General features: G+C 66.3%; 23 protein-coding genes. 11 read left to right on the top strand and 12 right to left on the bottom strand.

Features of this window, described 5'->3' with window-relative positions; all coding sequences use genetic code 11:
* Positions 1-59: 59 nt before the first annotated feature.
* The 3 genes from MNQ99_RS16790 (at position 60) to MNQ99_RS16800 (ending at position 4,179) form a co-directional block, all read left to right on the top strand.
* Positions 60-1,256 (top strand): helix-turn-helix domain-containing protein, encoded by a 1,197-nt coding sequence (locus tag MNQ99_RS16790; protein ID WP_241913750.1) that lies wholly within the window; start codon positions 60-62, stop codon positions 1,254-1,256.
* Between the two features lie 187 nt (positions 1,257-1,443).
* Entirely contained in the window at positions 1,444-2,772 is a 1,329-nt protein-coding gene (locus MNQ99_RS16795; protein WP_127513422.1) for an MFS transporter, read from the top strand.
* A 132-nt stretch (positions 2,773-2,904) separates the two neighbouring features.
* The gene (locus MNQ99_RS16800; protein ID WP_241913751.1) at positions 2,905-4,179 is read left to right on the top strand and encodes an ArgE/DapE family deacylase; all 1,275 of its coding nucleotides are present in this window, start codon (positions 2,905-2,907) and stop codon (positions 4,177-4,179) included.
* Positions 4,180-4,237: 58 nt separating this feature from the next.
* Here MNQ99_RS16800 and MNQ99_RS16805 read toward each other — a convergent pair whose 3' ends face one another.
* Positions 4,238-4,861, bottom strand: coding sequence for a DedA family protein (locus tag MNQ99_RS16805; RefSeq protein ID WP_241913752.1), 624 nt, complete (start codon positions 4,859-4,861; stop codon positions 4,238-4,240).
* Positions 4,862-4,949: 88 nt separating this feature from the next.
* Here MNQ99_RS16805 and MNQ99_RS16810 point away from each other — a divergent pair, with 88 nt between their 5' ends.
* The 4 genes from MNQ99_RS16810 (at position 4,950) to MNQ99_RS16825 (ending at position 8,135) form a co-directional block, all read left to right on the top strand.
* Positions 4,950-5,963 carry a pirin family protein gene (locus MNQ99_RS16810; protein ID WP_241913753.1) on the top strand — a complete coding sequence of 338 codons (1,014 nt, stop codon included), beginning with the start codon at positions 4,950-4,952 and terminating at the stop codon, positions 5,961-5,963.
* Between the two features lie 59 nt (positions 5,964-6,022).
* Positions 6,023-6,370, top strand: coding sequence for a GNAT family N-acetyltransferase (locus tag MNQ99_RS16815; RefSeq protein ID WP_241913754.1), 348 nt, complete (start codon positions 6,023-6,025; stop codon positions 6,368-6,370).
* A gap of 166 nt (positions 6,371-6,536) precedes the next feature.
* A complete protein-coding gene (locus MNQ99_RS16820) occupies positions 6,537-7,382 on the top strand; it encodes a hypothetical protein (protein ID WP_241915409.1) in 846 nt (281 codons plus the stop codon).
* A gap of 156 nt (positions 7,383-7,538) precedes the next feature.
* On the top strand, positions 7,539-8,135 hold the full coding sequence (locus tag MNQ99_RS16825; RefSeq protein ID WP_241913755.1) for an NADPH-dependent FMN reductase: 597 nt from the start codon (positions 7,539-7,541) through the stop codon (positions 8,133-8,135).
* A 74-nt stretch (positions 8,136-8,209) separates the two neighbouring features.
* Here MNQ99_RS16825 and treS read toward each other — a convergent pair whose 3' ends face one another.
* Together treS and MNQ99_RS16835 are read right to left on the bottom strand one after the other, a co-directional pair.
* Positions 8,210-10,570 carry a maltose alpha-D-glucosyltransferase gene (gene treS / locus MNQ99_RS16830; protein ID WP_241913756.1) on the bottom strand — a complete coding sequence of 787 codons (2,361 nt, stop codon included), beginning with the start codon at positions 10,568-10,570 and terminating at the stop codon, positions 8,210-8,212.
* A 265-nt stretch (positions 10,571-10,835) separates the two neighbouring features.
* Complete coding sequence (locus MNQ99_RS16835; RefSeq protein ID WP_241913757.1) at positions 10,836-11,333, bottom strand: MarR family winged helix-turn-helix transcriptional regulator; 498 nt, start codon at positions 11,331-11,333, stop codon at positions 10,836-10,838.
* Between the two features lie 46 nt (positions 11,334-11,379).
* Here MNQ99_RS16835 and MNQ99_RS16840 point away from each other — a divergent pair, with 46 nt between their 5' ends.
* Both MNQ99_RS16840 and MNQ99_RS16845 read left to right on the top strand, forming a co-directional pair.
* Entirely contained in the window at positions 11,380-12,291 is a 912-nt protein-coding gene (locus MNQ99_RS16840) for an EamA family transporter (RefSeq protein ID WP_241913758.1), read from the top strand.
* A gap of 172 nt (positions 12,292-12,463) precedes the next feature.
* A complete protein-coding gene (locus tag MNQ99_RS16845; protein WP_241913759.1) occupies positions 12,464-13,201 on the top strand; it encodes a polysaccharide deacetylase family protein in 738 nt (245 codons plus the stop codon).
* Here the strand turns inward: MNQ99_RS16845 and MNQ99_RS16850 are convergent.
* Positions 13,198-13,899: an endonuclease/exonuclease/phosphatase family protein gene (locus MNQ99_RS16850; protein ID WP_241915410.1), complete on the bottom strand. Its 702-nt coding sequence runs from the start codon at positions 13,897-13,899 to the stop codon at positions 13,198-13,200. The two genes, MNQ99_RS16845 and MNQ99_RS16850, sit on opposite strands and share 4 nt — an antisense overlap.
* 399 nt (positions 13,900-14,298) lie before the next feature.
* Between MNQ99_RS16850 and MNQ99_RS16855 the strand changes: the two genes are divergently transcribed.
* Positions 14,299-15,804, top strand: coding sequence for an aldehyde dehydrogenase family protein (locus MNQ99_RS16855; RefSeq protein WP_241913760.1), 1,506 nt, complete (start codon positions 14,299-14,301; stop codon positions 15,802-15,804).
* Between the two features lie 272 nt (positions 15,805-16,076).
* On the opposite strand, the gene ligM is transcribed toward MNQ99_RS16855, so the two are convergent.
* The 6 genes from ligM to MNQ99_RS16885 all read right to left on the bottom strand — a co-directional run bounded on the left by ligM (position 16,077) and on the right by MNQ99_RS16885 (position 21,866).
* Positions 16,077-17,483, bottom strand: coding sequence for a vanillate/3-O-methylgallate O-demethylase (ligM, locus tag MNQ99_RS16860; protein ID WP_241913761.1), 1,407 nt, complete (start codon positions 17,481-17,483; stop codon positions 16,077-16,079).
* A 102-nt stretch (positions 17,484-17,585) separates the two neighbouring features.
* Complete coding sequence (locus tag MNQ99_RS16865) at positions 17,586-18,257, bottom strand: GntR family transcriptional regulator (protein WP_241913762.1); 672 nt, start codon at positions 18,255-18,257, stop codon at positions 17,586-17,588.
* Between the two features lie 66 nt (positions 18,258-18,323).
* Entirely contained in the window at positions 18,324-19,286 is a 963-nt protein-coding gene (locus tag MNQ99_RS16870) for a VOC family protein (RefSeq protein ID WP_241913763.1), read from the bottom strand.
* Positions 19,287-19,295: 9 nt separating this feature from the next.
* The gene (locus MNQ99_RS16875; RefSeq protein WP_241913764.1) at positions 19,296-20,450 is read right to left on the bottom strand and encodes a 4-oxalomesaconate tautomerase; all 1,155 of its coding nucleotides are present in this window, start codon (positions 20,448-20,450) and stop codon (positions 19,296-19,298) included.
* The gene (locus MNQ99_RS16880; protein ID WP_241913765.1) at positions 20,440-21,135 is read right to left on the bottom strand and encodes a 4-carboxy-4-hydroxy-2-oxoadipate aldolase/oxaloacetate decarboxylase; all 696 of its coding nucleotides are present in this window, start codon (positions 21,133-21,135) and stop codon (positions 20,440-20,442) included. Before MNQ99_RS16880 ends, MNQ99_RS16875 begins: the two co-directional genes overlap by 11 nt.
* Positions 21,132-21,866 carry a PIG-L deacetylase family protein gene (locus MNQ99_RS16885; RefSeq protein ID WP_241913766.1) on the bottom strand — a complete coding sequence of 245 codons (735 nt, stop codon included), beginning with the start codon at positions 21,864-21,866 and terminating at the stop codon, positions 21,132-21,134. The genes MNQ99_RS16880 and MNQ99_RS16885 overlap by 4 nt, the downstream gene beginning before the upstream one ends.
* Positions 21,867-22,403: 537 nt before the next feature.
* Between MNQ99_RS16885 and MNQ99_RS16890 the strand changes: the two genes are divergently transcribed.
* Positions 22,404-22,994 carry a TMEM175 family protein gene (locus MNQ99_RS16890; protein WP_241913767.1) on the top strand — a complete coding sequence of 197 codons (591 nt, stop codon included), beginning with the start codon at positions 22,404-22,406 and terminating at the stop codon, positions 22,992-22,994.
* Positions 22,995-23,168: 174 nt separating this feature from the next.
* Here the strand turns inward: MNQ99_RS16890 and MNQ99_RS16895 are convergent, their stop codons facing one another.
* Positions 23,169-23,555 carry a VOC family protein gene (locus tag MNQ99_RS16895; protein WP_241913768.1) on the bottom strand — a complete coding sequence of 129 codons (387 nt, stop codon included), beginning with the start codon at positions 23,553-23,555 and terminating at the stop codon, positions 23,169-23,171.
* A gap of 46 nt (positions 23,556-23,601) precedes the next feature.
* Positions 23,602-24,750: a serine hydrolase domain-containing protein gene (locus MNQ99_RS16900; RefSeq protein ID WP_241913769.1), complete on the bottom strand. Its 1,149-nt coding sequence runs from the start codon at positions 24,748-24,750 to the stop codon at positions 23,602-23,604.
* Positions 24,751-24,917: the final 167 nt, after the last annotated feature.

Below are 24,917 nucleotides of genomic sequence, written 5' to 3' on the forward strand. Positions count from 1 at the left end.
CAATCGACAAAAGCCGCCACAATTCACAAAAGAATTAGGCGATTGCATAACATGGGTCAATGAGCGAGTCGCGCGGAGAAGACCTTCCACCCAGCACCGGCCTGCCCCGCGACTTCAATCCCGACCCGTCGGCCGAGCCCCACTGGACGGAACTCATCCAGCGGTTGTGGCAGGAACGCGATTCGCTGGTCAGCGACTTCCTGGAACGCTTCGCCACCATCTCCTACGAGGGCGCGCTGGTGCCGGACGAGGATGTCCGCCGAACCGCGGCAGACACCATGGAGATGTTCCTGTTCCTATTGGCGGGGCTGGAACTGCCCGCTGATCTTCAATCCCTCCCGAGGGACGTCGCGGCGCGCCGCGCTCGCCAGGGGGTCCCGATGGAAGCCTTCCTCAGTGCCGTCCGCAACGACTTCAGGGTCTTGTGGAAAGGGCTTGAACGGGTGGCGCGCGGGCACGGCACCGAGATCCTCGTTGCCAATATGGACCGCGTTCTGGACACGGTGGAAAGTTACGTCAGCAGCATCCAGCAGGCCTTTTCGGAAGAAGAAGCCCTGCTCGCCCAGAACAAACAGCTGCACCGGCAACGGCTGCTCTCGCGGCTCTTCAATACCGACACAGACAACGCCGGCGAGATGTCAGACATCGCCGCCGGCCTGGAAGTACAGAGCTCGGACGTGTTCGAGCTGCTGGCAGTCACCAGGGAAACCGTGGCCAAGTTGCAGCGGCAGCCTGCTGCGGACCGCCAGACCTTCTCCTATGAACGCGCCGGAGCCCTGTACCTTTTCCGCGTAGTCCGCGCCGGACGGACGTGGCAGGATGACCCACCCGAGTTCCCGGCAGGTTACGTCCCTGGCGTTGAGGGCCTGGCGGCGATCCCCCAGGCTGCGGCGTCGGCCCTGGTGTTGGCCGCCAAACATGGGGCGGATGCAGGGCTGGCGACCATCCCCGGCACCTGGATGACTATCGCCCGGGACCTCTTGGAGAAGACTCTCCCCGGGTTCTCGCTTCCGGTCACCACTGCCCTGGACCACTGCACACCGCACGAACGCCAGCGGTTGCTGCAGGTGGCACACAGCTACGGCCGGACCGGGTCGATCAAGGAAACGGCGGAGGAACTGTACTGCCACCGGAATACGGTGGTCAACCGGCTACATTCACTGGAAGAAGTCATCGGGCTCGACATGACGGTGCCCGCCCAGGCCGCACTGGCGCTGGTCACCCTCGCGGACTACCAAACCGGCACTTCCTTGTGAAAATGCACAATCCAGTGTTGTCAAGTCGGTGGGTAATGTCATTGGTTAGGTGATTGGCACTCCCTTACAGTCGAGAGGTACTTCACAGCTCTACCGCGGGATGTCCTCCGTTCAGGGCCATAAGATTTAATGGGCCGCCGTTGGCTCCACCAACGACGCCGGCCCGCACAGCTTGAAAGGCAACCACGTGACGACGCCGCTATCCGTTAATACCCCCGGCGCTCCGCCGAAAGTCTCCGGCAAGGACGCGGGCAAGATCGCCCGCGCAGCCTTCGTCGGGACCGCTCTCGAATGGTATGACTACTACCTCTTCGGTACGGCCGCAGCGCTGGTGTTCAACCGCCTGTTCTTCACGGACCTGGATCCGACGGCCGCGCTGCTGGCGTCCTTCGCCACCTTCGGCGTGGGCTTCGCCGCCCGCCCGATCGGTGCCATGCTCTTCGGTTACATCGGAGACAAGTTCGGCCGCCGGCCCGCGCTGCTGACCACCATCGTGATGATCGGCGTCGCCACCGGCCTGATCGGCCTGCTGCCCGACTTCGGCAGCATTGGCTTGGCCGCCCCGATCCTGCTCGCCGTGCTGCGGCTCGTTCAAGGCCTGGCCGTGGGCGGCGAATGGGGCGGTGCTGTGACCATGGCCGTCGAGCACGCCCCGGCGGAGAAGCGCGGCCGCTACGCCGCCATGGTCCAGATTGGCTCGCCGGTGGCGACCCTGATGGCCTCCACTGCCTTCACCCTGGTGCTGCTGTTCCCCTCCGACTTCTTCGACGCCTGGGGCTGGCGCATCCCGTTCCTGCTGTCCTTCCCGATGCTGCTGATCGCGCTCTGGATCCGACTCAAGGTCGAAGAGTCCCCGATCTTCAAGGATCTGCTCGCCCAAGAGGAGACCTCCAAGGTCCCGGCCTTCGACGTCTTCCGGCATGCCGGCGGCCGCCTGGTGGTTGCCGTGCTCGCTGCCCTGCTGGGCGTGGGCGGCTTCTACATGATCACCACCTTCGTGGTCAGCTACGGCGTCAACACCCTGGGCGTGGACCGCAATGTGATGGTCAATGCCACGCTGATCGCCGCCTTCGCGCAGATCGTCGTCACCATTCTGATGGGCCGGCTCGCGGAAAAGGTTGGTCCGGGCAAGGTCACGATGTGGGGCGGCATCCTGACCGCCGTCCTGGCCTTCCCGTTGTTCGCCATGATCGACACGAAATCGCCGCTGATGATCACGCTGGCGATCACCATCGGCATCATGCTGATCGCTGTAGCGTACGCGGTCAACGGTGCGCTGCTGACCGAACTGTTCCCGGCTAAACTGCGCTACTCCGGCGTGGCACTGGGCTACAACATCGCCGGCGCGACCAGCGGGTTCATGCCGATGATCGCTACCGCGATGCTCGGCGTCTCCGGCAACCAGTCCTGGGGTGCGGCAATGATCCTGGCCATCATCGCGCTGCTCACCGCCGTCGGCGGCTTCCTTGGCGAGCGGATGCGCGTCCAGGACAAGCGGATCGTGGCCGACGCCTAGCCCCGCTGCCCGCCCCAACAGGTGCGGGTCCCGACGGCAGGCTCGCACCGCCGTCGAAAGCAGCACTCTCCAACCACCCCGGGGGAGCCGCCCAGCCGGGCGGCTCCCCCGGGCCGTACCAAGGAGCATTGGATGATCACCGAAGAACAGTCCCGTCGCATCACCGCGGCCGTCGACGCCGCTTTCGACGCACAACTCGCCTTTACCCAAGAACTCGTGAAGCACCCGTCACTCCGCACCCAGGAAGGCAGCGCCCAGGACCTGCTGCACTCGGCGATGGCCGCGCGCGGGCTGGACATGGACCGCTGGCAGCTCGATCCCGAGGAGCTCGCCACGCATCAAGGCTTCGGGCCGGTCACCGTCTCCTACGACGACGTGACGAACGTCGTCGGGACCTATCTCCCCGCCGCCGAGGCCGGCCGCTCGCTGATCCTGAACGGGCACGTCGACGTGGTTCCGGAGGGGCCGGAAGAGCACTGGTCCCGCTCCCCCTGGGACGCACCCATCGTCGACGGTTGGATGTACGGCCGCGGCGCCGGCGACATGAAGGCCGGACTGGCCGCCAACCTCTTCGCGTTCGACGCCGTCCGGGCCGCCGGTCTTGAACCCGCCGGCCGTATCCACTTCCAGTCCGTCGTCGAAGAAGAATGCACCGGCAATGGTTCCCTGTCCGCGCTCATGCGCGGCTACCGGGCGGACGCCGTGATCATCCCGGAGCCCGAAGAGGACATGCTGGTCCGGGCCAACGTCGGGGTGATCTGGCTTAAAGTGCGCGTCACCGGCAGCCCGACCCATCCGCGCGAAATGGGCACCGGATTCAACGCCATTGACGCCGCCTATACCGCCATGACCGCGCTGCGGGAGGTGGAGGAAAAGTGGAACGCTGACCGCGGCCAGCACCGCTTTTTCGAGGACCTGAAGCACCCCATCAACTTCAATTTCGGGCAGATTGCCGGCGGCGACTGGCCCTCCAGCGTGCCCGCTTGGTGCGAATTCGATGTCCGGGCGGCCATTTACCCCGGTATCCCCGCTGAACAGGCCTGGGCGGAACTGCAGGAATGCCTCGCGCAGTTGGGGGCCGGGCCGGCACCCATCCACGCCGTCGCCACCCGGACCGGATTCTTTTCCGAAGGATACGTGCTGGAACCCGGGAGCGAAGCTGAGTCTCTGCTGGAGAGCACCCACCAGCAGGTCTTCGGCACGGAGCTTGGCAGTTTCACCACGCCCGGCTACCTCGACGGTCGCGTCTTCACGCTCTACGCCGACACTCCTACGCTGGTTTACGGACCGGTCTCCGAAGCGATCCACGGCTTCGACGAGCGCGTGTCCGTCGAGTCAGTCCGTCGAATCACCAAAAGCATCGCCCTGTTCATCGCCAACTGGTGCGGGGTGGAAGAGCGGGGATAGGACGGAAGCCGTCACTGTCGTTTCGGCCTGTGTCCCGGCCGGCCTTGGCGGCAGCCGTCTAGCTGGCCCGTTTCCGGACAAACTCCGGCAGTTGCCGGCCTTCCCACCAGCTGATCGCTTGATTGATCAGCCACCCGAGCACCAGCGACACGGCGATGGCCAGCAGTACGGCGAACTCTGTGGTCAGCTGGGGCCAGGCTCCGGAGAGTGCGCCGACGCCCACCGAGTAGGCGGACCACAGCACACCGGCAATGACGGAGTGGGCCAGGAACCGTCGGCCAGGCTGGGGAATCATCCCTGCAGCCACATTGAGCGTCAGCCGCCCCAGGGGAACAAACCGGGACGTCATCACCAGCGGCAGGCCCTTGCGCCCCAGCCTGGTCCGGGCGGCGTGGAAACCGGATTGCCAGTGGTCCCCGGAGAAGAACCTGCGCTCCGGGAGGTTGAAGTGGCGCACCAACACAAAAGTGGCAGCGTCACCGGCCACCGCCCCGGCCAGCATGGCTGCCACCAGCAGGTAGGGGTTGAGTTGGTCCGTGTGCACCGAGAGCGATCCCAGCGCCACAAACAGCGTGGTGCTCGGCACCGGAGGAAGCATGGCGGAAACGGTCACGAATACCGCCCCGGCGAGGTAGATCCACCAGTAGTCCAGACTGCGCAGCAGTTCGCCGATTTCCTCCATCCCTCTATCCTCCCCGAAGTACACGCAGTGAAGTTCGGAGAGGAGGCTTCACGGGCGATTCGGCGGCCCGCGTGCCTAGACTTAGCCCATGAGCAACATGGAGACTGCGCCCGAGGAAGTCGTCTGCACCTTGGAAGCCGACGCCGCCGCCGTGGAGGTCCTGACTCCGCGGGATGTGCCGCTGGGCGGGATCCGCGCCATGAACGTTCGCCGAACCCTGCCGCAGAAACGGCGCAGCCTGATCGGGGCCTGGTGCTTCCTCGATCATTACGGACCGGATCTGGTCTCGCAGAGTGGTGGCATGCACGTTCCGCGCCACCCTCACACCGGCCTGGCCACGGTCAGCTGGCTCTTCTCTGGAAAGATCGCGCACCGTGATTCCGCCGGGTTTGAGGCGATCGTGCGACCGGGCGAAGTGAACCTGATGATTGCTGGCCGCGGCATCTCCCACCAGGAATTCTCGACGCCGGACACCACATTTCTGCACGGCGCGCAGCTGTGGTTCGCCCTTCCGGACTCGACCCGGAACATGCCGCCGACGTTTGAGCACTACGCCCCGGAACCCGTTGTCGGCAACGGAACCGAAGTGCGGGTTTTCATCGGCTCCTTGGCCGGTTCCACCTCGCCGGTCAATACGCGCACCCCACCGCTTCTTGGCGCCGAAGCGGTTCTTCGGGCCGGATCGCGGCTGGAACTCGACCTGGACCCTGAGTTCGAGCACGGCATCCTGCTGGACACCGGTGACCTTCGGCTGGACGGGAACGAGGTACCCGTTGACCACCTCGTCTACCTCTCCCCCGGCCGCGGCCGCGTGGTGCTGGAGGCTGGGGACGTCCCGGCACGGGTGCTCCTGATCGGCGGCGAGCCGCTGGGCGAGCAGATCATCATGTGGTGGAACTTCGTGGGACGCAGCCACGACGAGATCGTCGCCTACCGCGCTGCATGGCAAGCCGAGATCGACGTCGAACCCGCCCCGGAACCAGCCGGTGGCATGTACCCGGACGGCGCCCCTTATCCCCGGTTCGGCCCCTACCCGGAGGGGATGCCGGCCCCGCTTCCGGCGCCAACGCTGCCGACGGTCCAGTTGCGCCCCCGCGGCTGACACGAGCCACCTTCAACTGACAATCCCCGACCACGGCCGACACCTACAGGAGAGACAGCATGGAATCCGCATCGCCGATCACCGTCCGTCCCAATGCCGACCGCCACCGTTACGAACTGGTCGACGGAGACAAAGTCATCGGCAAGGCCCATTGGCTGCCGTTCGAGGGCAGTGCCGGTCCGGAACGGATCTTCTTCCACACCACCGTCAAGGAGGAATACTCCGGTCAAGGGCTCGCCGGACGCTTGGCCCGGTACTCGCTCGACGACACCATTGCCGCGGACTTGGCAGTGGTCACCGTGTGCCCCTATTTCAAGGCCTACGTGGAAAAGCATCCGGAATACCAGCCGAACACCGTTCCCGTCCGCCCTCAGCATCTCCAGGCGGTCGCCGAGCTCACCAGCTAGGCGGAGCGTCACCGGGCCCACACGGATGTCCACCGTTGATCCTGTGTCGTTCGTTCCAGCATCCGGACCCGTCGGAACTCTCGCCGGGTGCGGCCAGTTGTTAAGACGAGAGATGGTCACCGAGTCCCGGCTTTGACCCCGGGCAGGCAAGGAGCAAGACGTGGGAATGTTCGACAAGCTGGTCCAAAAGGGCAAAACCATGGCGGTCCAGTATGCCAAAGAGCAGTTGTCCCAGCGCACCGGGCAGCAGCGCCAGAACCGGCCGCAGGACTCCCGGTCCGGCTACGGCCAGCAGCCCGGCTACGGTCAGGGCAGCGGGTACGAGCAGGATCCTGGCTACGGCCAGGACCGCGGATACGCCGACCGCGGCTATAGCCGCGACGGTTACGACGGCCAGCGGTACCCGTCCGCGCCGCAGCCCCGCGGCGGCAGGTCGGGCCAGGGCGCCGGGCGTGACGCCGACCAGGCGGCCATCGCCAAGTACAAATACATGCTCCACACGGCGCCGCCGCAGGATATGGAGCGGGCCCACGCCGAAGCCTTCGCCCGTCTGACGCCGCAGCAGCGCGCCATGCTCCGGGAGGACCTCAACAGCCAACTCCCTGCCTCGGAGCAAGCCGCCTCCGACCAGCCGGAAACCCTGGCCCGGACCGCAACCCGCGCCGAAGTAGCCCGGCCGGGCTTCATGGAACGGATCCTCGGCCGGAGCGGATCGGGACGCGGCGGCGGCCGCCTGGCAGCGGGAGCGGCTGGTGCCGCCGGCGGCTTGGGCGCCGGGCTGCTGGCCGGGGTGGCCGCCGGCTTCGTCGGTTCTGCCATCGCTGGTCCCCTGCTGGACGGGTTCTCCGGAATCGGCGACGGGATTGCCGGCGCGGCGGAAGGGATCGGCGATAGCGTTGCCTCCGCCGGGGAGGGCTTTGCGGACAACGCAGGCTTCGGCGGCCTCTTCGGCGACGGCGCGGGCGGTTTCTTTGGCGACGGCGCCGAGGGCCTTGGCGACTGGGAAATCTAACTAGGCCGTCGACCGGCCGCTGAGGGCGGGCCGGGTTACCACGCGTTTCGGTTCGCAGTAGCCTTGCGGGTGTCGGGCTGCCTCCTCCGGCGCCCGCGCCCAATGGATCAACCGCAACGGGCCGGCCCGCGCCGGCCGCCGGGAAGGAAGAATCCCATGCCCACGTACAAGATCGGCTATTTCGTCGGCAGCTTGTCCAGCACCTCCTTCAACCGAACGCTCGCCAAGGCTTTGATCAAGCTTGCTCCGGACACTTTGGAGTTCAACGAAATCCCCATCAGGGACCTGCCCCTGTACAGCCAGGACTTTGACGACAACTATCCGCCCGAGGGCAGGGCGCTGAAGGAAGCCATCGAGGCGTCCCACGGCATCTTGTTCGTCAGCCCCGAGTACAACCGCTCTATTCCGGGCGCACTGAAGAACGCCATCGACTGGGGCTCCCGGCCGTGGGGCACCAACTCCTTCGCGCGCAAGCCCACCGGCATTGTCGGCGCCTCCCCCGGCGGCATCGGCACCGCCGTGATGCAGTCCTCCATGCGCGGTGTCCTCAGCTTCCTTGACGCTCCGCAACTGAACGCCCCGGAGGTCTATATCTCCTTCAAACCGGAGGCATACGGGGAGGACGGCGAGGTCAAGGACGAATCGACAAAGGGCTTCCTGAGTCACTACATGGCGGAGTACGGTGCGTTCGTCGAGCGTGTCCTGGACGTCAACGCCCCCGGCCACATCGGCGACCCCGACTCCGAAAAATAGCCCCGGCTTGCTCTGGACCGAATGATGCCCCTAGCCCTGCCGGGTCTAGGGGCATCATCCATCGTCAGAGCTGCTCAGTCGTAGGTTTCCGGGCCCGGCTCATCGGACGCGTCGAACACCTCGGAGGCACCGCCGTCGTCGTTCTCCTCCGCAGCAGGCGGAGGAGTGACGAGCAGCGCCGTCCCTTCATAGGGCCCCAGCTGCAGGTAGAAACTGTGCAGGTCATCCACCGTGCCGATGGCCTCTCCGCTGAACGCGTCGGTCACTTCCGAGCCCAGCTGCAGCGCTTCGGAGCGGACGGTGCCCGCCATCTCCTGGCCGGAGAAGTTCAGCACGGTGACCTCCTGTCCGCCATCTACCAACTGGTGCACCATCACCAGCATGCCGCGCTGGGAGACGTCGGGGACATCGATCAGCGCGCTCTTGGCAATGCCGTACTGATCCCGGACCTCCAGGATCCGCGTCAGCTGCCGCGCGAAGGAAGACTCATCGTCGAGCTGCTCGGGCAGCGTGCCGTACAGCGCCCGCGCCATGGGCATGCCGGACGTTGAGGTCTGCGCCGACGGATCGAAGCCCATCAGGTCGTGCGCGCCGCGGTTGATCCAGCGGGTGTCCCCGCGGGACATCAGCCGGGCCACCTTGCTGCGGTCCAGCGGAAGGATCCCGCACAGATCCCAGCCGGAGAGCGCAAAAACACCGGGCTGCAGCGCGTTGTACATGGCCAGCAGCAGGTGGACCCGCCGGACCTCCGCCGCCTGTTCCTCGGTGATCGAGTCCAGCTCGGTGATGCCCAGCACCGCGGTGATCACACTGGCGGTGGTGCAGGCGATGCCGTTGGCGGTGAAGACCAGGTTGTACGGCGCGGCCTCGCCGGTGAGCCCGTCCCGCAGCGTCTGCTGCACTTTGTGGGCGAGCTCGGCGCCGGTGAGCTCCTCGCCGTCGAGCTCGTAGAGATCGTCCTTGTGCTTGGTGGTGAAGTGCACCAGTTCGTAGGTCAGCTCGTCGTGGTTCTGCAGCGCGTGCACCAGGGAGGCCTGATCGATGCCGATCTCCATGGCCAGCCGCAGCGTCAACCGGAGGAACTCGGTATCCGCGGTGACCAGCGCGTGGTGGTACGCCGGGCGGGTGACAAAGTCGTAGGACAAATCCGGGCCGGTTTCGGAGGTGGCCTTGATGTCGTCGATGCTGAGGTTCAGTTCCTGGAACGTGAAGGCACCGACCTTGCGGACCATGCTGCCGATGATCTGGTTGGCTGCCGCGGAAAGCGGATGCCCTTCCGACCAGCCCGGCGTTTCCTCCGCGCTTTTCTCCACGCCCAGGAACCCGTTGGCGTCCAGTCGCAGCGCCCCGGTGCCCAGGTCCACCAGCGAATGCAGCGCGTCGCCCATCACCAGCCGCATGCCGGAAAAGGTGGGGTCCAGCCAGTTGATGGACGGCTGACCGGCCTTGAAGTAATGCAGGTACACCCAGCGGTGGGGCTTGCCGTGCGTGTCCAGGACCGGCGGCGTGGCGCTCCAGTTGGTTTCCTTCACGCCGGGCTCGTAGAAGATGACCCGCTGGAGCTCGCCGATAATGTAGCCGGCCCGCTGGAGGGCGCGCTCGGTGGCGACGTCGATGTTGACCGAATCCTCCCCCTCCGGCACCTCGGGCAGCAGGTCCCAGTCCGATTCCGGAATGTCGATCATGTGGTAAATGCCCGGGTAGTCGCGGAAGTTCATCTCCGCCAGCCGGAAGTCCGCACCCTTGCCGGTGTGGCCCGGCACGATGTCGTCCACGATGGTGCCGCCGTGCTCGGTGGCGACTTCGCACATGGCCCGGAACTCGTCCTCCGTGCCGAACAGCGGGTCGATCGCCATGCTGATCCGGTCGAAATGTCCGTCCACACTGGGAGTGTGGTCCCAACCGGTCACACCGCCGGCCAGCTTCACCGGGCCAATATGGATGGCCTTGATCCCAATCTGCTGGAACGCCTCCCACAAGTCCGAGTCGCCCAGCGCCGCCAGGAACGTCTGCCCCGGACGGGTGATCAGGGACAGCGGGTAGGCCGTAAACCAGACCGACGCCTTCTCCACCGCGGCCCGCGGGTCCGGGTAGGCGTAGGGGTTTTGCCACATGCTGGCCTGCCCTGACAGTTGCCGCGCCAGCACCTTGGCATCGCCCAACATGGACTGATTGCGCAGCCACTCCACGTAGACGCTGTTGCGCGCATCCGGGTCGAACGGCGGCCGGCCGGGCATGAAGTGGCGGCGCCGGGCCGTCGGCCGCAGTGAGCGCGGGCGGGCCGGGTAGAACTGCTCGTCGAACGTGATTTCCGGAACCTGCGGTTCGGCCTCGGGCTCGACGGCGGTGCTCCCGCCGTCGCTGGCGTTAGCACCGCCGCCGTCAGGGTGAGTGCTGTCAAGGACGGGCTCGGGCCCAGGAACCGAATCGTTCATGGCGTCATCTCCTTCGTGCTCGACTGCTGGACTAATCCAGACCGGCTTGCTCCCAACACTGCCAGACGGGCGGTGCCATCACTACCCCCGCGCCACCGCAAGGACCGCCAAAGCGGCCTGAAGATCCAGCAGGAAGTGGACCACCACCAGATATGGCAAGTGACGGCCGACGCCGCAACAGGCGGGACAGCACCAGCCCGGCTACCCACGCGCCCGGAACATGGGCGCCGCGGGAAGTGCTGCCGGCCCGATTGCCTGTAGCGCGCTAAGGGCGGGCCTCGGTCGCGGCTTGCTCAACCTTGGCCAGAAGCTCCGCGAGCTGGCCTCGCTCTTTTTCGCTCAGGCCCGCCAGCAGGGCATGTTCGGTTTCCACGTGGTCCGGCAGCGCCCTGTTGACCAGGTCCAGTCCGGCCGGGGTGAGCGTGACTTGCTTGCCCCTGCCGTCCTTCGCGTCTGGGGCCCGCGTGACCAAGTGCCTCTCTTCCAGCCGGTTCAGGCGCTGGGCGATGGCCGCAGAGGTCACCATGGCGCTCTCCGTCAACTCGCGGGGACTGAGGGTAAAGGGCTTTCCGGACCGCCGCAGCGTGGCCAGCACGTCGAAACTTGCCGAGTCCACATCGTGGCGGGCGAACGTAGCGGCAAGGACCGCGTCGATTTTCCGGGCCGTTCGGGAAAGCCGGCCGACCACAGCCATCGGCGAGACATCCAGGTCGGGCCGCTCCGCAGCCCACTGCTTGAGAATCCTTGTTACCTGATCTTCCATACCGCCCAGCATAGACTGTTGCTAAGCGCTTAGCTATATTGACTAAGTGCTTAGCAACAGATGGGTCATTCTGATAACGACCGCCTTCGCCCCGCTGACCTGGGGAACCACGTATGCGGTGACCACCGAGCTCCTGCCGCCGGACAAGCCGTTCCTGGCTGCTGCCGTCCGGGCGCTGCCCGCCGGGCTCCTGCTGCTCTTGGCCACCCGCCGGCTGCCGCAGGGCGCCTGGTGGTGGAAAACAGCCCTCCTCGGGGCACTGAACATCGGCATGTTTTTTGCACTGCTCTTCGTCGCCGCCCACCGGCTCCCCGGTGGCGTGGCCGCGACCATCGGCGCTGTCCAGCCATTGCTGGTGGCGGTCTTGGCCTCGCGCTGGATCGGCGAGCGCCTGACGACCGCCAAGGTTGCCGCCGCGACCATGGGGCTGGCCGGAGTGGCACTGCTGGTACTCCAAGCCCAGGCCAGGCTCGATGCCCTTGGCGTGGCGGCGGCTTTGGGCGGAACTGCCTCCATGGCCGCCGGCCTCGTGCTGACCAAGAAGTGGGGGCAGCCGGCCACGTCACTGGCCGTCACTTCTTGGCAGCTGACGGCCGGCGGCCTGCTGTTGGTCCCGTTGGCTCTATTCGCGGAGGGGCCGCTGCCCACTCAGCTGACCGGACTGAATACGGCCGGCTACGTGTATTTGTCCCTGGTGGGGACTGCGCTGGCGTACGTGCTGTGGTTCCGCGGCCTGCAGTTGCTGCCCGCCTTCAGCGCATCGCTGCTGGGGTTGTTGAGTCCTGTCGTAGCCACCGTCACGGGCTGGCTGGTCCTCCACCAGCAGCTCTCGCCCGGCCAGACCACCGGCGCACTGCTGATCCTTGGCACGCTGGTCGCCGCCAACCTTCGGCGAAGGAGGACGGCGGAGCACTCGCCTGCCGCTGCCGACCGCGAGATTTCGCGACCCACTCGATGACGGCCGCGGCGCTGGTTTCCACACGATGATCAGCGGGTAATGGAGCAGACCTTCGGCAGCCCTCTTGCCTATCTAGGCCTATCTGCCCCAAAATGGCACCTAGCCGCGCGCGTCCCACGAACTGGACACCTCAGTTCCGGCCGCACGGTGTTTGGGGGAAGGACGGTGCGCCATGCGTACCTGCCGTTTTTTGATCATCCTGGCTACTGTCTTGGGTCTCTCCATTGCCGGGTTCGTGCCCAGCGCCCAGGCCGCCATTCATTGGACCCAGAGCGAGGCGCGGGGGCCCAACCACACCAGCCGCGTGGTGCTGAGCTACGACGACTGTCCCAAGACCCTGACCTCCTTCAAGAAGGTCATCAAACACGCCAAAAAGAAGAACATTGGACTCGTCATCGCACCCACCGGCGGGTGTTTGCAGAAGTACAAGAAGAAGTACGACGTCGACCTGGCGAAGCTGGCCCGCTCGTACGGCCAGTACGTCATTAACCACAGCATTAACCACCGCGGGGACATGAAAAAGCTCAGCTGCGCTGCCGTGGCCCGCGAACTGCGTGCTCCGGGTGTGGTGACCAATTACGGCCGCCCGCCGTTTGGCCGGATCGATGATTCGGTCCGCTGCGGCTACCGAAAGGCCGGCATGAAGCCGTGGCTGTGGACCAGAGGCAGCTATGACACCACGGGCAAGTCAAAAGCTCAGGTGGTCTCCACCGTGGCGAAGGTAGCCACCAAGGGCGGCACCATTTTGATGCATATGCAGTGGAACGGCTTCAATCCGGATGCCATCAGCAAGATCAAATCCAAACTGGCCGACCGCGGCCTCAAGGTATGCCGGGCTTACCGCGGCAAGGACAACAAAGGCTCAGTCATCACCAGTCCTGTGAAGCTGCCGTCAAAGCTGCCCTGCTAGCTGTCGCGGGCGTGGTAGTTCTCGTCGACGTATTCCGCCGTCACCAGGATCGGCAGATGGTCCGACTGGCCGCGCGGCAATGTTTCCACGCTCTGGATATCCAGCCCCAGCGACGTTGCGAAATCGAAGTGGCCGCGGAAGAGCTTGTAGCGCGTGTAGGTCCTGCGGTTGCTCAATGTCAACGCGTAGCCGGTTTCCTTCAGGTGCTCCACGAGGTTCTTCGTAAAGAACGGGTAGTTGAAATCTCCCACCATCAAGGTCATTTGCAAGCCGTCGCCGCCCATGCCCAGCAGCGCCTCGTGACCGGCCTTGATCTGGTGCCGGCGCAGGGAGTTGGTGGCCGTCAAAGGCGCGGCATGGAAGTCGCCGATGACGACTTCGTGCTTGGTTTCGTTGTCCACCATTCTGACTCCGAGCAGCCGCTCATGGGCCGGCGCAAGCACATAATCGTGCAGCGACTTCTTCAGTTCGAAAGTGTTGGTATCGACCGCGGAGAATCTTTTTTCGTCGTAATAGATGGCCAGGCCGAGCCTGTTTCCCTTGGTCGAATCGGCCAACTGCAGATGGCCAAGTTTGTCCGGGAGCTTCTCAGTGTCTGCTTCCTGCAGGCACATGACGTCTACATCGTAGCGATCGGTCAAGTCTTCGAGTTCCGCGCTCGCACTGTGCTTCCGGAGGTTGTAGCTAATGGCTTTCAGCAAGGGATCACCCTTCCAAGGCGGCGGTAGTTGTTGCCTGCGGCCCATCCTACCGAGCCAATCTGGGTGATCCACACAGCCTCCGTCCGCCGGCGTCATGAAAGAGGTGGATTCCTGCTGGCCCCGAGAGGCGGAACCAAGGCCGTGATTTCTCGGCCGTTGCTGCAGCCGGTTGGCGGCGATTTCCGGCACCGGATCCCCGTCCGGCCGCCGGAAAATGATTCCATCAACCCCTAGCACTCCCTCCGGATATAGGTAAAGCTGAAGCGAGGGGAATCAGGGCCCTGCCCACCCGGACCCACGCTGTTCTTCTCAAGCGGGCGGCCGGGACGGCCAGGACCCGATCCGCTCCTGCTTCCGGTATGGGACCGGATGACAAACACAGAGAGGTGTTGTGAGATGACTGATTTGGCAAGCACACCGGGCCAAACCACCGAAGTCACTACGGGGCTCTACATCGGGGGTGAAGTCCGGGACACCGGCGAGACCTACGCCGTCGCGGACCCGGGCAAGCCCGGCGTCGTGGTGGGTTACGCCGCTGCCGCGTCCAAGCAGGATGTGTCCGACGCCGTTGCCGCCGCTAAGTCCGCCTTCCCGGCTTGGGCTGCCCTCGGCGCGAAAGAGCGGGCGGCCCAGCTTGCTGCAGCGATCGAAGGCCTCGCGGATCTGCGGGACGAGGACGCGGCCATCCTGTCCCAGGAAAACGGAAAGATCCGGATGGAGGCCTGGATCGACGCCCTGGTCTTCGACATCCGCTTCCAGCTGGCCCTTTCCCTCGCCGACCAGTTGGACCAGGGCAAGGTCCTGGAACCGGCACCCGGCATTCCGGTGACCACCTCCGTGGCCTACCAGCCGCTGGGCGTGGTGACCGTCATCGTTCCCTTCAACTGGCCCATCGCCATCCTCGGTGCCTCGCTGCCGCACGCACTGCTGGCCGGCAATACAGCGATCGTGAAGCCGCCGCCCACCACGCCGCTGGCGATCACCCGGGTGGTGCAGCGCGTGGCGGAGAAGCTGCCGCCGGGTGTGCTGAACATCGTCACCGGGCACGACAGCGAGATGGGCGGCCTGATCCAGAACGACGACGTGGCGAAGGTCTGTTTCACCGGCAGCGTTGGCGGTGGCAAGAAAATGATGGAGATGGCCTCCAAGTCCCTGACCCGCGTGACGCTTGAACTCGGCGGCAACGACCCGGCGGTCTTCCTCGACGACGCCATTCTGGACGACACACACTTGGACCGGCTGTATGCGGCAATCTTCGATACCACCGGGCAGATCTGCATGAACGCCAAGCGCGTCTACGTGCACCGCTCGCGGATGGACGAACTGGTGGCAGGGCTGTCCTCCCGGTTGGAGAAAGCCGTCATCGGCTACGGCCTGGACGAAGGCACCACCATGGGCCCGCTGCACCAGCCCGCCCAGAAGACGTTCGTCGAAGAGCTCATCGCCGAGGCCAAGGCAGCCGGAGCGGACGTCCGCGAGTTCGGCGAGCTGCCCTCCGACCCCACACTGCAGGGCGGCAACTTCCTGAAGCCGGCGCTGGTGGTGGACCCGGCGCCGGACCTCCGCGTGGTCACCCAGGAACAGTTCGGCCCGGTCATCCCGATCATCCCCTTTGATACCGAAGAGGAAGCGGTGGCCGCTGCGAACGACACCTGGGCAGGCCTCTGCGGTTCCGTGTGGACCGCGGACAAGGACAAGGCCAACGCAATTGCGGCACAGCTGGTCTGCGGCTACGTCTGGGTCAACGACCACGGCGCCACCCGGCTTGACCTGCGGGCACCGTTCGGCGGCATGAAGCACTCCGGCTTCGGCCGCGAGCAGGGCATCGAAGGCGTCCGGGCGTTCCAGGACACCCGGTCCATCGCGCACCTGGATGAAGCAGCGGCGGCCGCGGGCCACTAACAACAACAACCACGCGTGGCCAGCCTTTCCTCGGGCTGGCCACGTGCCGTTTCGACCGTGCGGCCGGCCAGTCGACCTCAGCGTGTCGGTCTCCGCCGGAGAAGCGGGCGCCACATTGAGGCATGCTGCCCGAGGACAGCTGACGGATCCGGCACCCGGTTGTGCACGCGGCCTGAAGCCATCGCCGGACGAGCGCAAGGCGTCCTTCGCCTCACCGGGGGAATGTGGCGCGGGCTATACCGCCGGCCAGCCACACCCCGCTAAAGTCCGGCTCAGACCGCCTGCGCCGTCCGCCATCCGCCGCGGTATTCGTTCCGGGCGGTGACCGAGTACGGTGCCGGGCTCACCACCGCGCGGACCTCAAGTTGCTGGTGTGGCTCCACGGTTGTCTTGCGCGTGCCGCCGTCGGGCTCGCCCCACACCACCTTCACCTCGGTGCCGATTTCCACGTCCGGGTTGACGGTGGCCAGGGACAGCGCCCGCTTCTCGTTGGCGCTGTAGCCGGTGAACAGGGACAGGCCCACGTTCGTGCCGCCGGCGTCCACGATCGAGTCGTAGTTCGAGGACCCGTAGTTGGCGTTGGGCAGGTCGAAGTACTTGTACGGTGTGCCCTCGGTGTCGAACAGCGAGGCGAAGATCTTGGTCATGTCCTCCGCGTTCCAGGCCAGTGTGACCTTCTTGCGCTGCGTTGCCGGGTCGATCTTCTCGAGGGCCTCGCGGCCGATGAAGTCGTGGTCGAACTTGACGAAGGAGCCGTAGCCGAGCTCCCACGGGTTCAGGTAGTAGTCCTCAATCTTGTCCGAGACGAAGCTCCCGGCCACGGCGTTGGCGGCCTCATAGCTGTCCGCGCCGAGCCATTCCCGGTAGGGCCGCAACTCCTCCCCCGAGTAGATGGCAGGCAGCGGCGACGGGATCCAGCCGGATTCCAGTGTGTTGGACGAATACGCCCGGGCGCCGACGGCCAGCATGCCGAACTCCTGCCCGGCGTCCAGGATGACCTCCCGGACCCGGTCGTAGGATTCGTACGGTCCCCACAGTTCCAGCCCCGGGGCCCCTGCCATGCCATGGCGCAGCGTTCGCACCCGCGCCCCGGCCACCTGCATGTGGTCCATGCTGAAGAATTTCAGCTGCTCTAGCGTCCCGCCGTTGATCTTCTCGATGATCTGCCAGGCGTTCGGGCCCTGGATCTGGAAGCGCCAGTACTTGCGCTGCACCGGCTTGCCCATCGGCCGCGACGGCGACCGGCGGTCCACCTCCAGCTCCACGTCGTACCCGCCGGTTTCCCCGTGGTAGAGCAGCCAGTTGGCGGCCGGCGAGCGGCCCACGTAGACGAACTGGTCCTCGGCCTCGTGGAACAGGATGCCGTCGCCGATCACGTGCCCGGACGGCGTCGTCGGCACGTATTGCTTGGCCTTGTTGACGGGGAAGTTGGCCACCGAGTTGATCGCGGTGTCGGAGATCAGTTTCAGCGCGTCCGGACCCTTGATGAACAGGTTGTCCATGTGGTGTGTCTGGTCGTACAGCACCGCGGTATCCCGCCAGGCCCGGACCTCGCTGCGCCAGTTGGTGAACTCCGGTGCAACGACCGGATAGATGTAGGCGCCCAGCTGCGAGTTCCGCAGCATCTCTACGGTGTTGCCGGCCTGGTCCAGGACCTGCTGCAGGTTCTGTGCACTCATGATTCCCCTATCCCCGCCGGCCGCGGCCGGCGTATCTTCTCCCATGCTCCATTCCCTTCAGGCATGCTGTTCGATGGCGGGTGGCAGGGGAACCGGCGTGTGTCAGCTGCCGGACTCCTCGGCTGCCCGCATGATGGCAGTGGCAACGCTCTTCAGGTGCTTCTCCATGGCTGCTGCGGCCCGCTCCGGGTCCTTGGCGCAGACGGCGTCCACAATGTCCAAGTGTTCGGGCAGGGAGACGGTGGGCCGCCCCGGCTGCATGGCCAGCCGGAACTGGAAACGGACGCTCTGGCCGCGCAGCCGCGCGATCAGGGCTGCCGCCGTGTTGTGCCCGCCCAGTTCAATGACCCGGCGGTGCAGCGTTTTATTGCAGTCCGAGTACTTCAGCAGGTCCCCGGTTTCCACGGCCTCGCTCATGGTCCGGCCGAGCGCCTGAAGTTCCTGCACGTCCTCGTCGGTGACGTGTTCTGCTGCCTTCGCGGCGCAGATGGCCTCCAGCGCCGCGCGGACTTCGGTGATCTCCACGGCTTCCTCTACCGAAACTGCCCGGACCCGGGCGCCCCGGTTTTGGATCCGTTCCACCAGCCCCTCCAGCGTCAGTTCCGCCAGCGCGGCCCGTACGGTGGCGCGGCTGGCGTTGAACTCGGCGCAGATGTCCGCCTCCACCAACCGTTGGTTGGGGACCAGTTCGCCCCGGTCAATAGCCTTCTTCAGCCCGGCGACGACGGCGGAGGAGTCGGTGGACTTCGGGACGGCGGTTGGGGTGGTGCTCACGGGAGGCTGCTCCATGCTGGATAGTGTGCTGACAAAGTTGTTGCCAATAACCTAGCCCACCCGGACTCAGCGCTCGTCCGGTACATCGATCGGCGGCGTGCCGTGGGTATGGAAGGTGGAGATGGTCTGCATCCCCCAGGCCTGGCCCTTCTTGCGTTCCGCCTCGCTCCACACCACCGGCTCCCAGTCCGGTGCCAGCAGTAGCCGCGCCCCGGCGTTGGCGAACTCGATGCGGTTGCCGCCCGGCTCGTAGACGTAGAGGAAAAACGTCTGGTTGATGGTGTGCTTGTGCGGCCCGGACTCGATGTGGATCCCGTTTTCCAGGAAGATGTCCGCGGCCTTGAGGATGTCTTCCCGGGTATCCGGCGCGAAGGCGATGTGGTGCAGCCGGCCTGAGGCGCCCAAATTGTCCGCGGAGTAGACCAGGTCGTAGGACTTCTGGCCGAACCGGAACCAGTGCGCCGCGGTGCGTCCGTTATCCAGCCGGATCAGTTCGCTGTCCTTCAGCCCCAGCACCTCGGCGGAGAACGTGGCGTTCTCCTCCACGTTGGCCGCCAGGTAGTTGATGTGGTCCAGCCGGCGCGCGTTAACGCCGTGGCCGGGGAAGCGGGAGGCCTGGTTCTTCAGTGCCGGCTTGTCGTCCGAGGCCTGGTACCACGCGGTCTCGTAGTAGACGGACATCGGGTGCCCGTCCGGGTCGGTGAAGTGGAACGACGGCCCGACGCCGAATTCCCCGTCCCGCCACTCCCCGCCGAGTCCGGCCTCCTGAATCGAGCCGGCCAGCCGTTCCAGCGCCTCCGGCGACGCCGCCCGGTGGGCGACGAGTCCGACGCCGGAGGCCGCGCGCGGGGTGAGCCTGATGCTCCAGTTCTCGTAGTCGTCCCAGGTGCGGAGGAAGACCGATTCGCCGGCGCGGCCGACCTCCCGCATGGCCAGCAGGTCGTTGAAGAACCAGTAGCTCTCGTCAAATTTATCCGTAAAGAGCTCGATGTTGCCGAGATGGGCGATATCGCCGTGGTGGGGTTTCATGCTCATCCTTCAAATGGTTGCGGGTGGGTGTTCACGGGGAAAGACGGTGCCGTCAAACAGCTTCCGCGCCGTCCGCAGCACCGTGGAGGACCTGGTGGTGAGGCCGGCTGGACCCTGTTCAAGTTCCGCGCCCACGTCCAGGTAGCCGGTGGGATGCTCCAGCCGCAGCGGCCCGCCGTCCGCGGGCAACTGCGCCAGTTCATGTCCGACGGCGTCCGGCAGCTGGATGCCGGCCGCCACGGTGGTGCCGCCGAGCACGCCGATGGAGGTGTGGCAGCGCACCGGCAGGAAGCTGCGGGTGGTCACCGTCCCGCCGCGGCGCGGCGGAGCGAGCAGCACCAGCTTGGGCACCGTCTTGCCGGAGACATCGCCCATGCCCATCAGCTCCGCGGCTGCTAGCCGGATCCGCGCCAGCCGGCCGGCCAGCTCGGTGTTGGCCTCCAGATCGGGCGGACTCTCGGTGCCGCTGACGCCCACATCGGAGGCCCGCATCAGCACCGACGGCATGCCGTTGTCCACGCAGGTGACTTCGATGCCGTCCACCACATCCTTGGTGTTGCCGGTGGGCAGCAGGGCTCCGGTCGAGGAACCGGCGGTGTCCGCGAAGTCCAAGGTGACGGGGGCTGCGGTGCCGGGCACGCCGTCGATGGCCGCGGCACCGCGGTAGTCCACGCGGCCGCCGGGGGTCGCGAAAGTAGCCGTGGCAATGCTGTCCGAATTCACCATCCGGATGCGCACCGCCGTCGTGCTTTCCTGCGCCGGGACCAGGCCGCGCTCGACGGCGAAGGGGCCGATGCCGGCGAGTATGTTGCCGCAGTTCTGGCTGTCCGAGACCGTGGGTTCGTCGACGGCCACCTGCAGGAACAGGTAGTCCACGTCGGTCGTGCCATCGGCCGACGGCGAGACCACCGCCACCTTGCTGGTCAGCGGGTGTGCCCCGCCGATGCCGTCGATCTGGCGGGGATCCGGGCTGCCCATGATGCGCAGCAGGAAGTCGTCCCGCTCGGCCGGGTCGGGCGGCAGGTCGTCGGCCAGGAAGTAGGCGCCCTTGGAGGTGCCGCCGCGCATCAGCAGGCAGCGCACGCCGTCGTCGTAGTTCCGGGCCCCGCCGGGGTCCTGCCCCGCGTCCGGAAGCCGGGCGCCGCCGTCGTGCTCAGCCGTCATAGTCCTCAGCCGCCACATACTGCACCCCGAGCTTTTCCAGCAGCGGCCGCAGGCCGTAGTAGTCCAGGCCCAGCGTGCCCTCCTGGAACAGGGAGCGGGTCTTCGCTTCCTTGGCCTCGCGCGCCTTCGATGCCTCGATCGCGGCCGGGACGTCCAGCCGCGGCACGCAGACCACGCCGTCGTCGTCGGCCAGCACCACGTCGCCGGGCCGCACCGTGATCCGGCCCAGGGTGATGGGCACGTTGACCGCGCCCGCGGTGGCCTTCACGGTCCCCTGCGCATGCACGGCCGCAGACCAGGCCGGGAAGCCCATCGCCTGCAGCTCGGCGACATCGCGGATGCCGGTGCTGGTGACCACGCCGCGCACGCCGCGGACCTGCAGCGCGGTGGCGAACAGCTCGCCGAACAGCCCGTCGGTGCATTCGGAGGTGGTGGTGACCACCAGCATGTCGCCGGGCCGGCACTGCTCGATGGCCGCGTGGATCATCAGGTTGTCGCCGGGCCAGCAGAGCACCGTCACGGCGGTGCCGGCTACCCGGGCGCCGGACTGGATGGGCCGGAACTGCGGGCCGGCCAGGCCGGTGCGGCCCATCGCCTCGTGCACCGTGGCCACGCCGAAGCCGGCGAGCGCGTCGACGTCGGCCAGCTCGGCCCGCGGCGGATTGGTGACAATGACGTTTTTCATGCCAGCGTGGTGGTCACTTGCGGGTAGTAGCGCATGTAGGCCTCGCCCTTGGTGTCGGTGGTGAAGCCGAGGTTGGGGCCGGCGTTGCGCTTGACCTGCACGCCGCGGCGGGTGGCCAGGTCCGTGTAGTAGTCCCACATGTGCTGCTGCGCCGCCAGGCACTCCATCGCCTTGCGCTTGGCGGCGAACGCCTCGGTGATGTCCAGCAGCACGTTCGGCTTGAAGTCGCACTGTTCGGGCTGGTGCGGTTCGAAGAAGAACACCGGCGGCGCGCCCAGCGGGTCGCCCGGCGCGTCGTAGCCGATGGCCTGCGCCAGCACGCGCGCGTCCAGCGCCATCCGGGCGGCGGCCGGGTGGTCCCCGTTGTAGGGGTCGACCAGCGGATGGGTCAGCACCACCGTGGGGTTGACCTCGCGGTAAATCTGCACCAGCTGGTCCACGAGTTCGCGGGTGGGCACCAGCGGGTAGTCGCCGGCATCCAGGAACCGGACCTCCGCGCCGAGCGCCGCGGCCGCATTCTCTGCCTCCTCGCGGCGGATCGCCTTGATCTCCTCCAGCCCCTTGCCCTCGCGCCAGGCCTTGGCCGACTCGCCGCGTTCGCCATAGGACAGGCACACGACGACGGCGCGCTCCCCCCGCTGTGCCGCGGCGGCAATCGCTCCGCCCGCCCGCCAGACGAAGTCGCCGGCATGGGCGCTGACCACCAGCAGGGCCGGTTCGGTGTTGTTCACGAATTCTCCTTGTGCTCGGACTGTTCTGAGTGAAGTCAATCACTGAGAACCAGAATCGTCAACAATTCTGGTTACAGGTTGTGGGTGGTAGTGGGAGCCCGGCCTCGGGGGCTCCATACGCGTCCCCGTTCAGGTAGCGGTCATGCTGCGGGACGGCGGCAGTCGGAGGTCCGGCCCGACGGCCACTGCGCTGAGGCAGAGCGGACTCAGCCTCTGGGTGGGCGGGCGTACACTCGGCGCCACATTCACGCGGAAAGGCAAGCCTTGCTGCTGCTTGGTCTTGGACCCCCCGCCATTTGCAGGGCTTGGAGCCCCTCAACCATCACCGCCCCTTACGCTCCGCGGTCCAATGTGGCGCCGAGCGTACACCGCCGGGCGCTGCGTCCGCCCGAGACCGGGGATCAGGTGCCGTTCCGGCTCACTGTAGATTCCACTGAAACGGGGCAACCTGCCGGGACTGGTAGCACTTCCCATCCACCGGTGGCCCTTCCCACCGGCGGCCGACGCGACGATGATTTCGTGCATGGATGTTCCGTCATGAACAAGAGCCGGCTGGAAGCCTTCAGCGACGGCGTGCTGGCCATCATCATCACCATCATGGTGCTGGAACTTCATGTGCCCGAGGAACCCACCTGGCAGGCCCTGTTCCAACAGGCCCCCGGATTCTTCAGCTACCTCCTGAGCTTTGTCTACGTGGGCATCTACTGGAACAACCACCACCACATGCTCCACCTGGCCGGGAAGATCAACGGCACTGTCCTCTGGGCAAACCTGCACCTGCTCTTCTGGCTGTCCCTGTTCCCGTTTACCACCCGGTGGATGGACGAAACCGGCTTCGTTACCGTGCCGGTCCTGGTCTACGGGTCGAATCTGCTGCTGGCCGCAATCGCCTACTACATTCTGGAAACTTGCCTCATCCGCCAACAGGGGCGCGACGGCGCGCTGGCGCAGGCGTTGGGCCGGGACTGGAAAGCAAAGATCTCCCCCGTCATCTACGTTTTCGGCATCGCGGTGGCATTGCTGCAGCCCCTGGTCAGCATCGCGGCTTACACGGTCGTGGCGGCCCTGTGGCTGATTCCGGACCGGAGGGTGGAGCGCTTCCTAGCCCGGCAGGAGCAAGAGGACTGAGGCACCGCCGCATGGCGCGGGCTATGGCCCGGTCCCTGCGACCCTGCGGCCCTGCGGCAACCTGCGGCAACCTGCGGCCCTCGGATCAGTTTCCGCGTCGCAGCAGCCGAATCCGGGCCCGCCCCGGCGCCCGGGTTACTGAGTCCGGTCAGCTCCGCCTTGGATCGGGTGCCGTCACCGCTGGTCGAGGCGCAGCGGGTGGTCTTCGGGAACCTGCACCAGCACAAGCCGGGTGCCGTCCGGGTCTGCGATCCAGCCTTCGATCAGCCCCCATGGTTCGGCCCGTGCTTCGCGTTCAATGACCGTGCCGAGGCCGGCCAACCGCTCCAGCTCCGCTTCCACGTTGCGGACCTGCAGCCACAGAACCAATGACGACGGCGTTCCCGCCTTCCGTGCGCCGGATACCTCCAAGAGACCATTGCCCAGGAAGAAGACCATGCCCACATGCTCGCCGTCGCCGAACTGGCGGTAGACGCCCAGTTGCAGCACATCCCGGTAGAACGTCAGCGTCGCGGCCAGGTCGGTGGGGCGCAGCAGTACCCGGCTGGAGAGGATTTCCACGCCCCTATCCTCGCCGCGGCACCTCGCGACGGCAAGGAGAGCGGCGTCATGCGGCTGCCGCGTACCGCCAGAAGTCCCGCATCATGGCCGGCGGACTCGGCGAAGTCATCTCCACTTGGCTCAACAGGATCGTCACCGTTTGCGTGGCTGGTACGACGTGCGCGGCCGTCCCGGTACCGCCGCTCCAGCCATAACGCCCCGGCGAATTCCAAGTATCAATAGCTGCCACGTCCACCGAGCCGCCGTATCCCCAGCCCTGGCCTTCGAGGAACAAGGTGCCGGCGGCCCGCTGGGCTGCGGTCAACTGATCGGTGGTCATCTGCCGCACGGATTCGGCGGAGAGAAGGCGCCGGCCGCCGGCGTAGCCGCCGGCGAGCAGCATCCGGCCGAACGCCAGCAAATCGTCAGCGGTGGAGACCAGCCCGGCCGCGCCGGAGGGAAACGCCGGCGCCGAACTCCACTCGCCGCCGGGTGCGTCCACCAGCTCCAGACCGCCGTCCTGACGTGGCTGGTAGTAGCTAGTGAACCGGCCCAGCTTTGCGGCAGGCACCTCGAAGCCGGTGTCCGCCATGCGTAGCGGTTCAAACAGCCTTTCGGTCAGGAACTCCGGGAATGAACTGCCCGAAACCCGGGAGACCAGCACGCCCTGGATGTCCGAGCAGGTGTTGTAGAGCCAGGCTTCGCCGGGCTGATGGAGCAGCGGGATGCGCGCCAAAGCAGTCATCCAGTCATCCGGCGCCGCGACCTGCTGCGGCTGCGGCGGCCCTTGGTGCAGCTCGCTGAACAACAGCGCCACCGCCGGCAGGGAGAAATCGGGCGCAAACCCGTACCCGGCACGGGAGCTGAGCACATCGTGGACGGTGATCGCCCGTGCGGCCGGAACCACGTCATCGACATTGCCCTGCGGCGTCCGCACCACCTGCGGCGACTCCAATTCCGGAAGCCAGCGCGCCACCGGATCCTCGAGCCGCAGTCGGCCGTCGTCGACCAGCATCAAGACCGCCGCCGCGGTAATGGGCTTGGTCACGGACGCTATGCGGAAGATCGAGTCGCGGGACATCGGCGAAACACCCTCGACGTCGGACGTTCCCAGCGCCTCAACCTCCAGCCGGTCGGCGCTGGCAACCAAGGCCACCACCCCGGGCAACGCGGCCCCGTTCACCTGCGGTTCAAGAACGTCTTTCAATCCGCTCATCGCGTGCCTTCCCGCCATCGGAGTTGGGACGCAGTCTACGCGAACCTCTTTGCCCGCTCTCCGGCTGTTCGCGCATCGGCCTGCCGACACAAGCGCCCCTGGGTTTCCATTGCCGCCGCGGTCGGCCCCGAGTAGGCTCGCGCTTGTCTCTAGCACGCGTCCTCTGA

This window comes from Arthrobacter sulfonylureivorans, assembly GCF_022637435.1.
In the GTDB taxonomy this organism is placed as follows: Bacteria; Actinomycetota; Actinomycetes; order Actinomycetales; family Micrococcaceae; genus Crystallibacter; species Crystallibacter sulfonylureivorans.

Bases quoted from the DNA above. Each gene is read 5' to 3' on its own strand.
- MNQ99_RS16790 (WP_241913750.1), top strand. From the start codon at position 60: ATGAGCGAGTCGCGCGGAGAAGACCTTCCACCCAGCACCGGCCTGCCC.
- MNQ99_RS16800 (WP_241913751.1), top strand. From the start codon at position 2,905: ATGATCACCGAAGAACAGTCCCGTCGCATCACCGCGGCCGTCGACGCC.
- MNQ99_RS16805 (WP_241913752.1), bottom strand. From the start codon at position 4,861: ATGGAGGAAATCGGCGAACTGCTGCGCAGTCTGGACTACTGGTGGATC.
- MNQ99_RS16810 (WP_241913753.1), top strand. From the start codon at position 4,950: ATGAGCAACATGGAGACTGCGCCCGAGGAAGTCGTCTGCACCTTGGAA.
- MNQ99_RS16815 (WP_241913754.1), top strand. From the start codon at position 6,023: ATGGAATCCGCATCGCCGATCACCGTCCGTCCCAATGCCGACCGCCAC.
- MNQ99_RS16820 (WP_241915409.1), top strand. From the start codon at position 6,537: ATGTTCGACAAGCTGGTCCAAAAGGGCAAAACCATGGCGGTCCAGTAT.
- MNQ99_RS16825 (WP_241913755.1), top strand. From the start codon at position 7,539: ATGCCCACGTACAAGATCGGCTATTTCGTCGGCAGCTTGTCCAGCACC.
- treS (WP_241913756.1), bottom strand. From the start codon at position 10,570: ATGAACGATTCGGTTCCTGGGCCCGAGCCCGTCCTTGACAGCACTCAC.
- MNQ99_RS16835 (WP_241913757.1), bottom strand. From the start codon at position 11,333: ATGGAAGATCAGGTAACAAGGATTCTCAAGCAGTGGGCTGCGGAGCGG.
- MNQ99_RS16845 (WP_241913759.1), top strand. From the start codon at position 12,464: ATGCGTACCTGCCGTTTTTTGATCATCCTGGCTACTGTCTTGGGTCTC.
- MNQ99_RS16855 (WP_241913760.1), top strand. From the start codon at position 14,299: ATGACTGATTTGGCAAGCACACCGGGCCAAACCACCGAAGTCACTACG.
- ligM (WP_241913761.1), bottom strand. From the start codon at position 17,483: ATGAGTGCACAGAACCTGCAGCAGGTCCTGGACCAGGCCGGCAACACC.
- MNQ99_RS16870 (WP_241913763.1), bottom strand. From the start codon at position 19,286: ATGAAACCCCACCACGGCGATATCGCCCATCTCGGCAACATCGAGCTC.
- MNQ99_RS16875 (WP_241913764.1), bottom strand. From the start codon at position 20,450: ATGACGGCTGAGCACGACGGCGGCGCCCGGCTTCCGGACGCGGGGCAG.
- MNQ99_RS16880 (WP_241913765.1), bottom strand. From the start codon at position 21,135: ATGAAAAACGTCATTGTCACCAATCCGCCGCGGGCCGAGCTGGCCGAC.
- MNQ99_RS16890 (WP_241913767.1), top strand. From the start codon at position 22,404: ATGAACAAGAGCCGGCTGGAAGCCTTCAGCGACGGCGTGCTGGCCATC.
- MNQ99_RS16900 (WP_241913769.1), bottom strand. From the start codon at position 24,750: ATGAGCGGATTGAAAGACGTTCTTGAACCGCAGGTGAACGGGGCCGCG.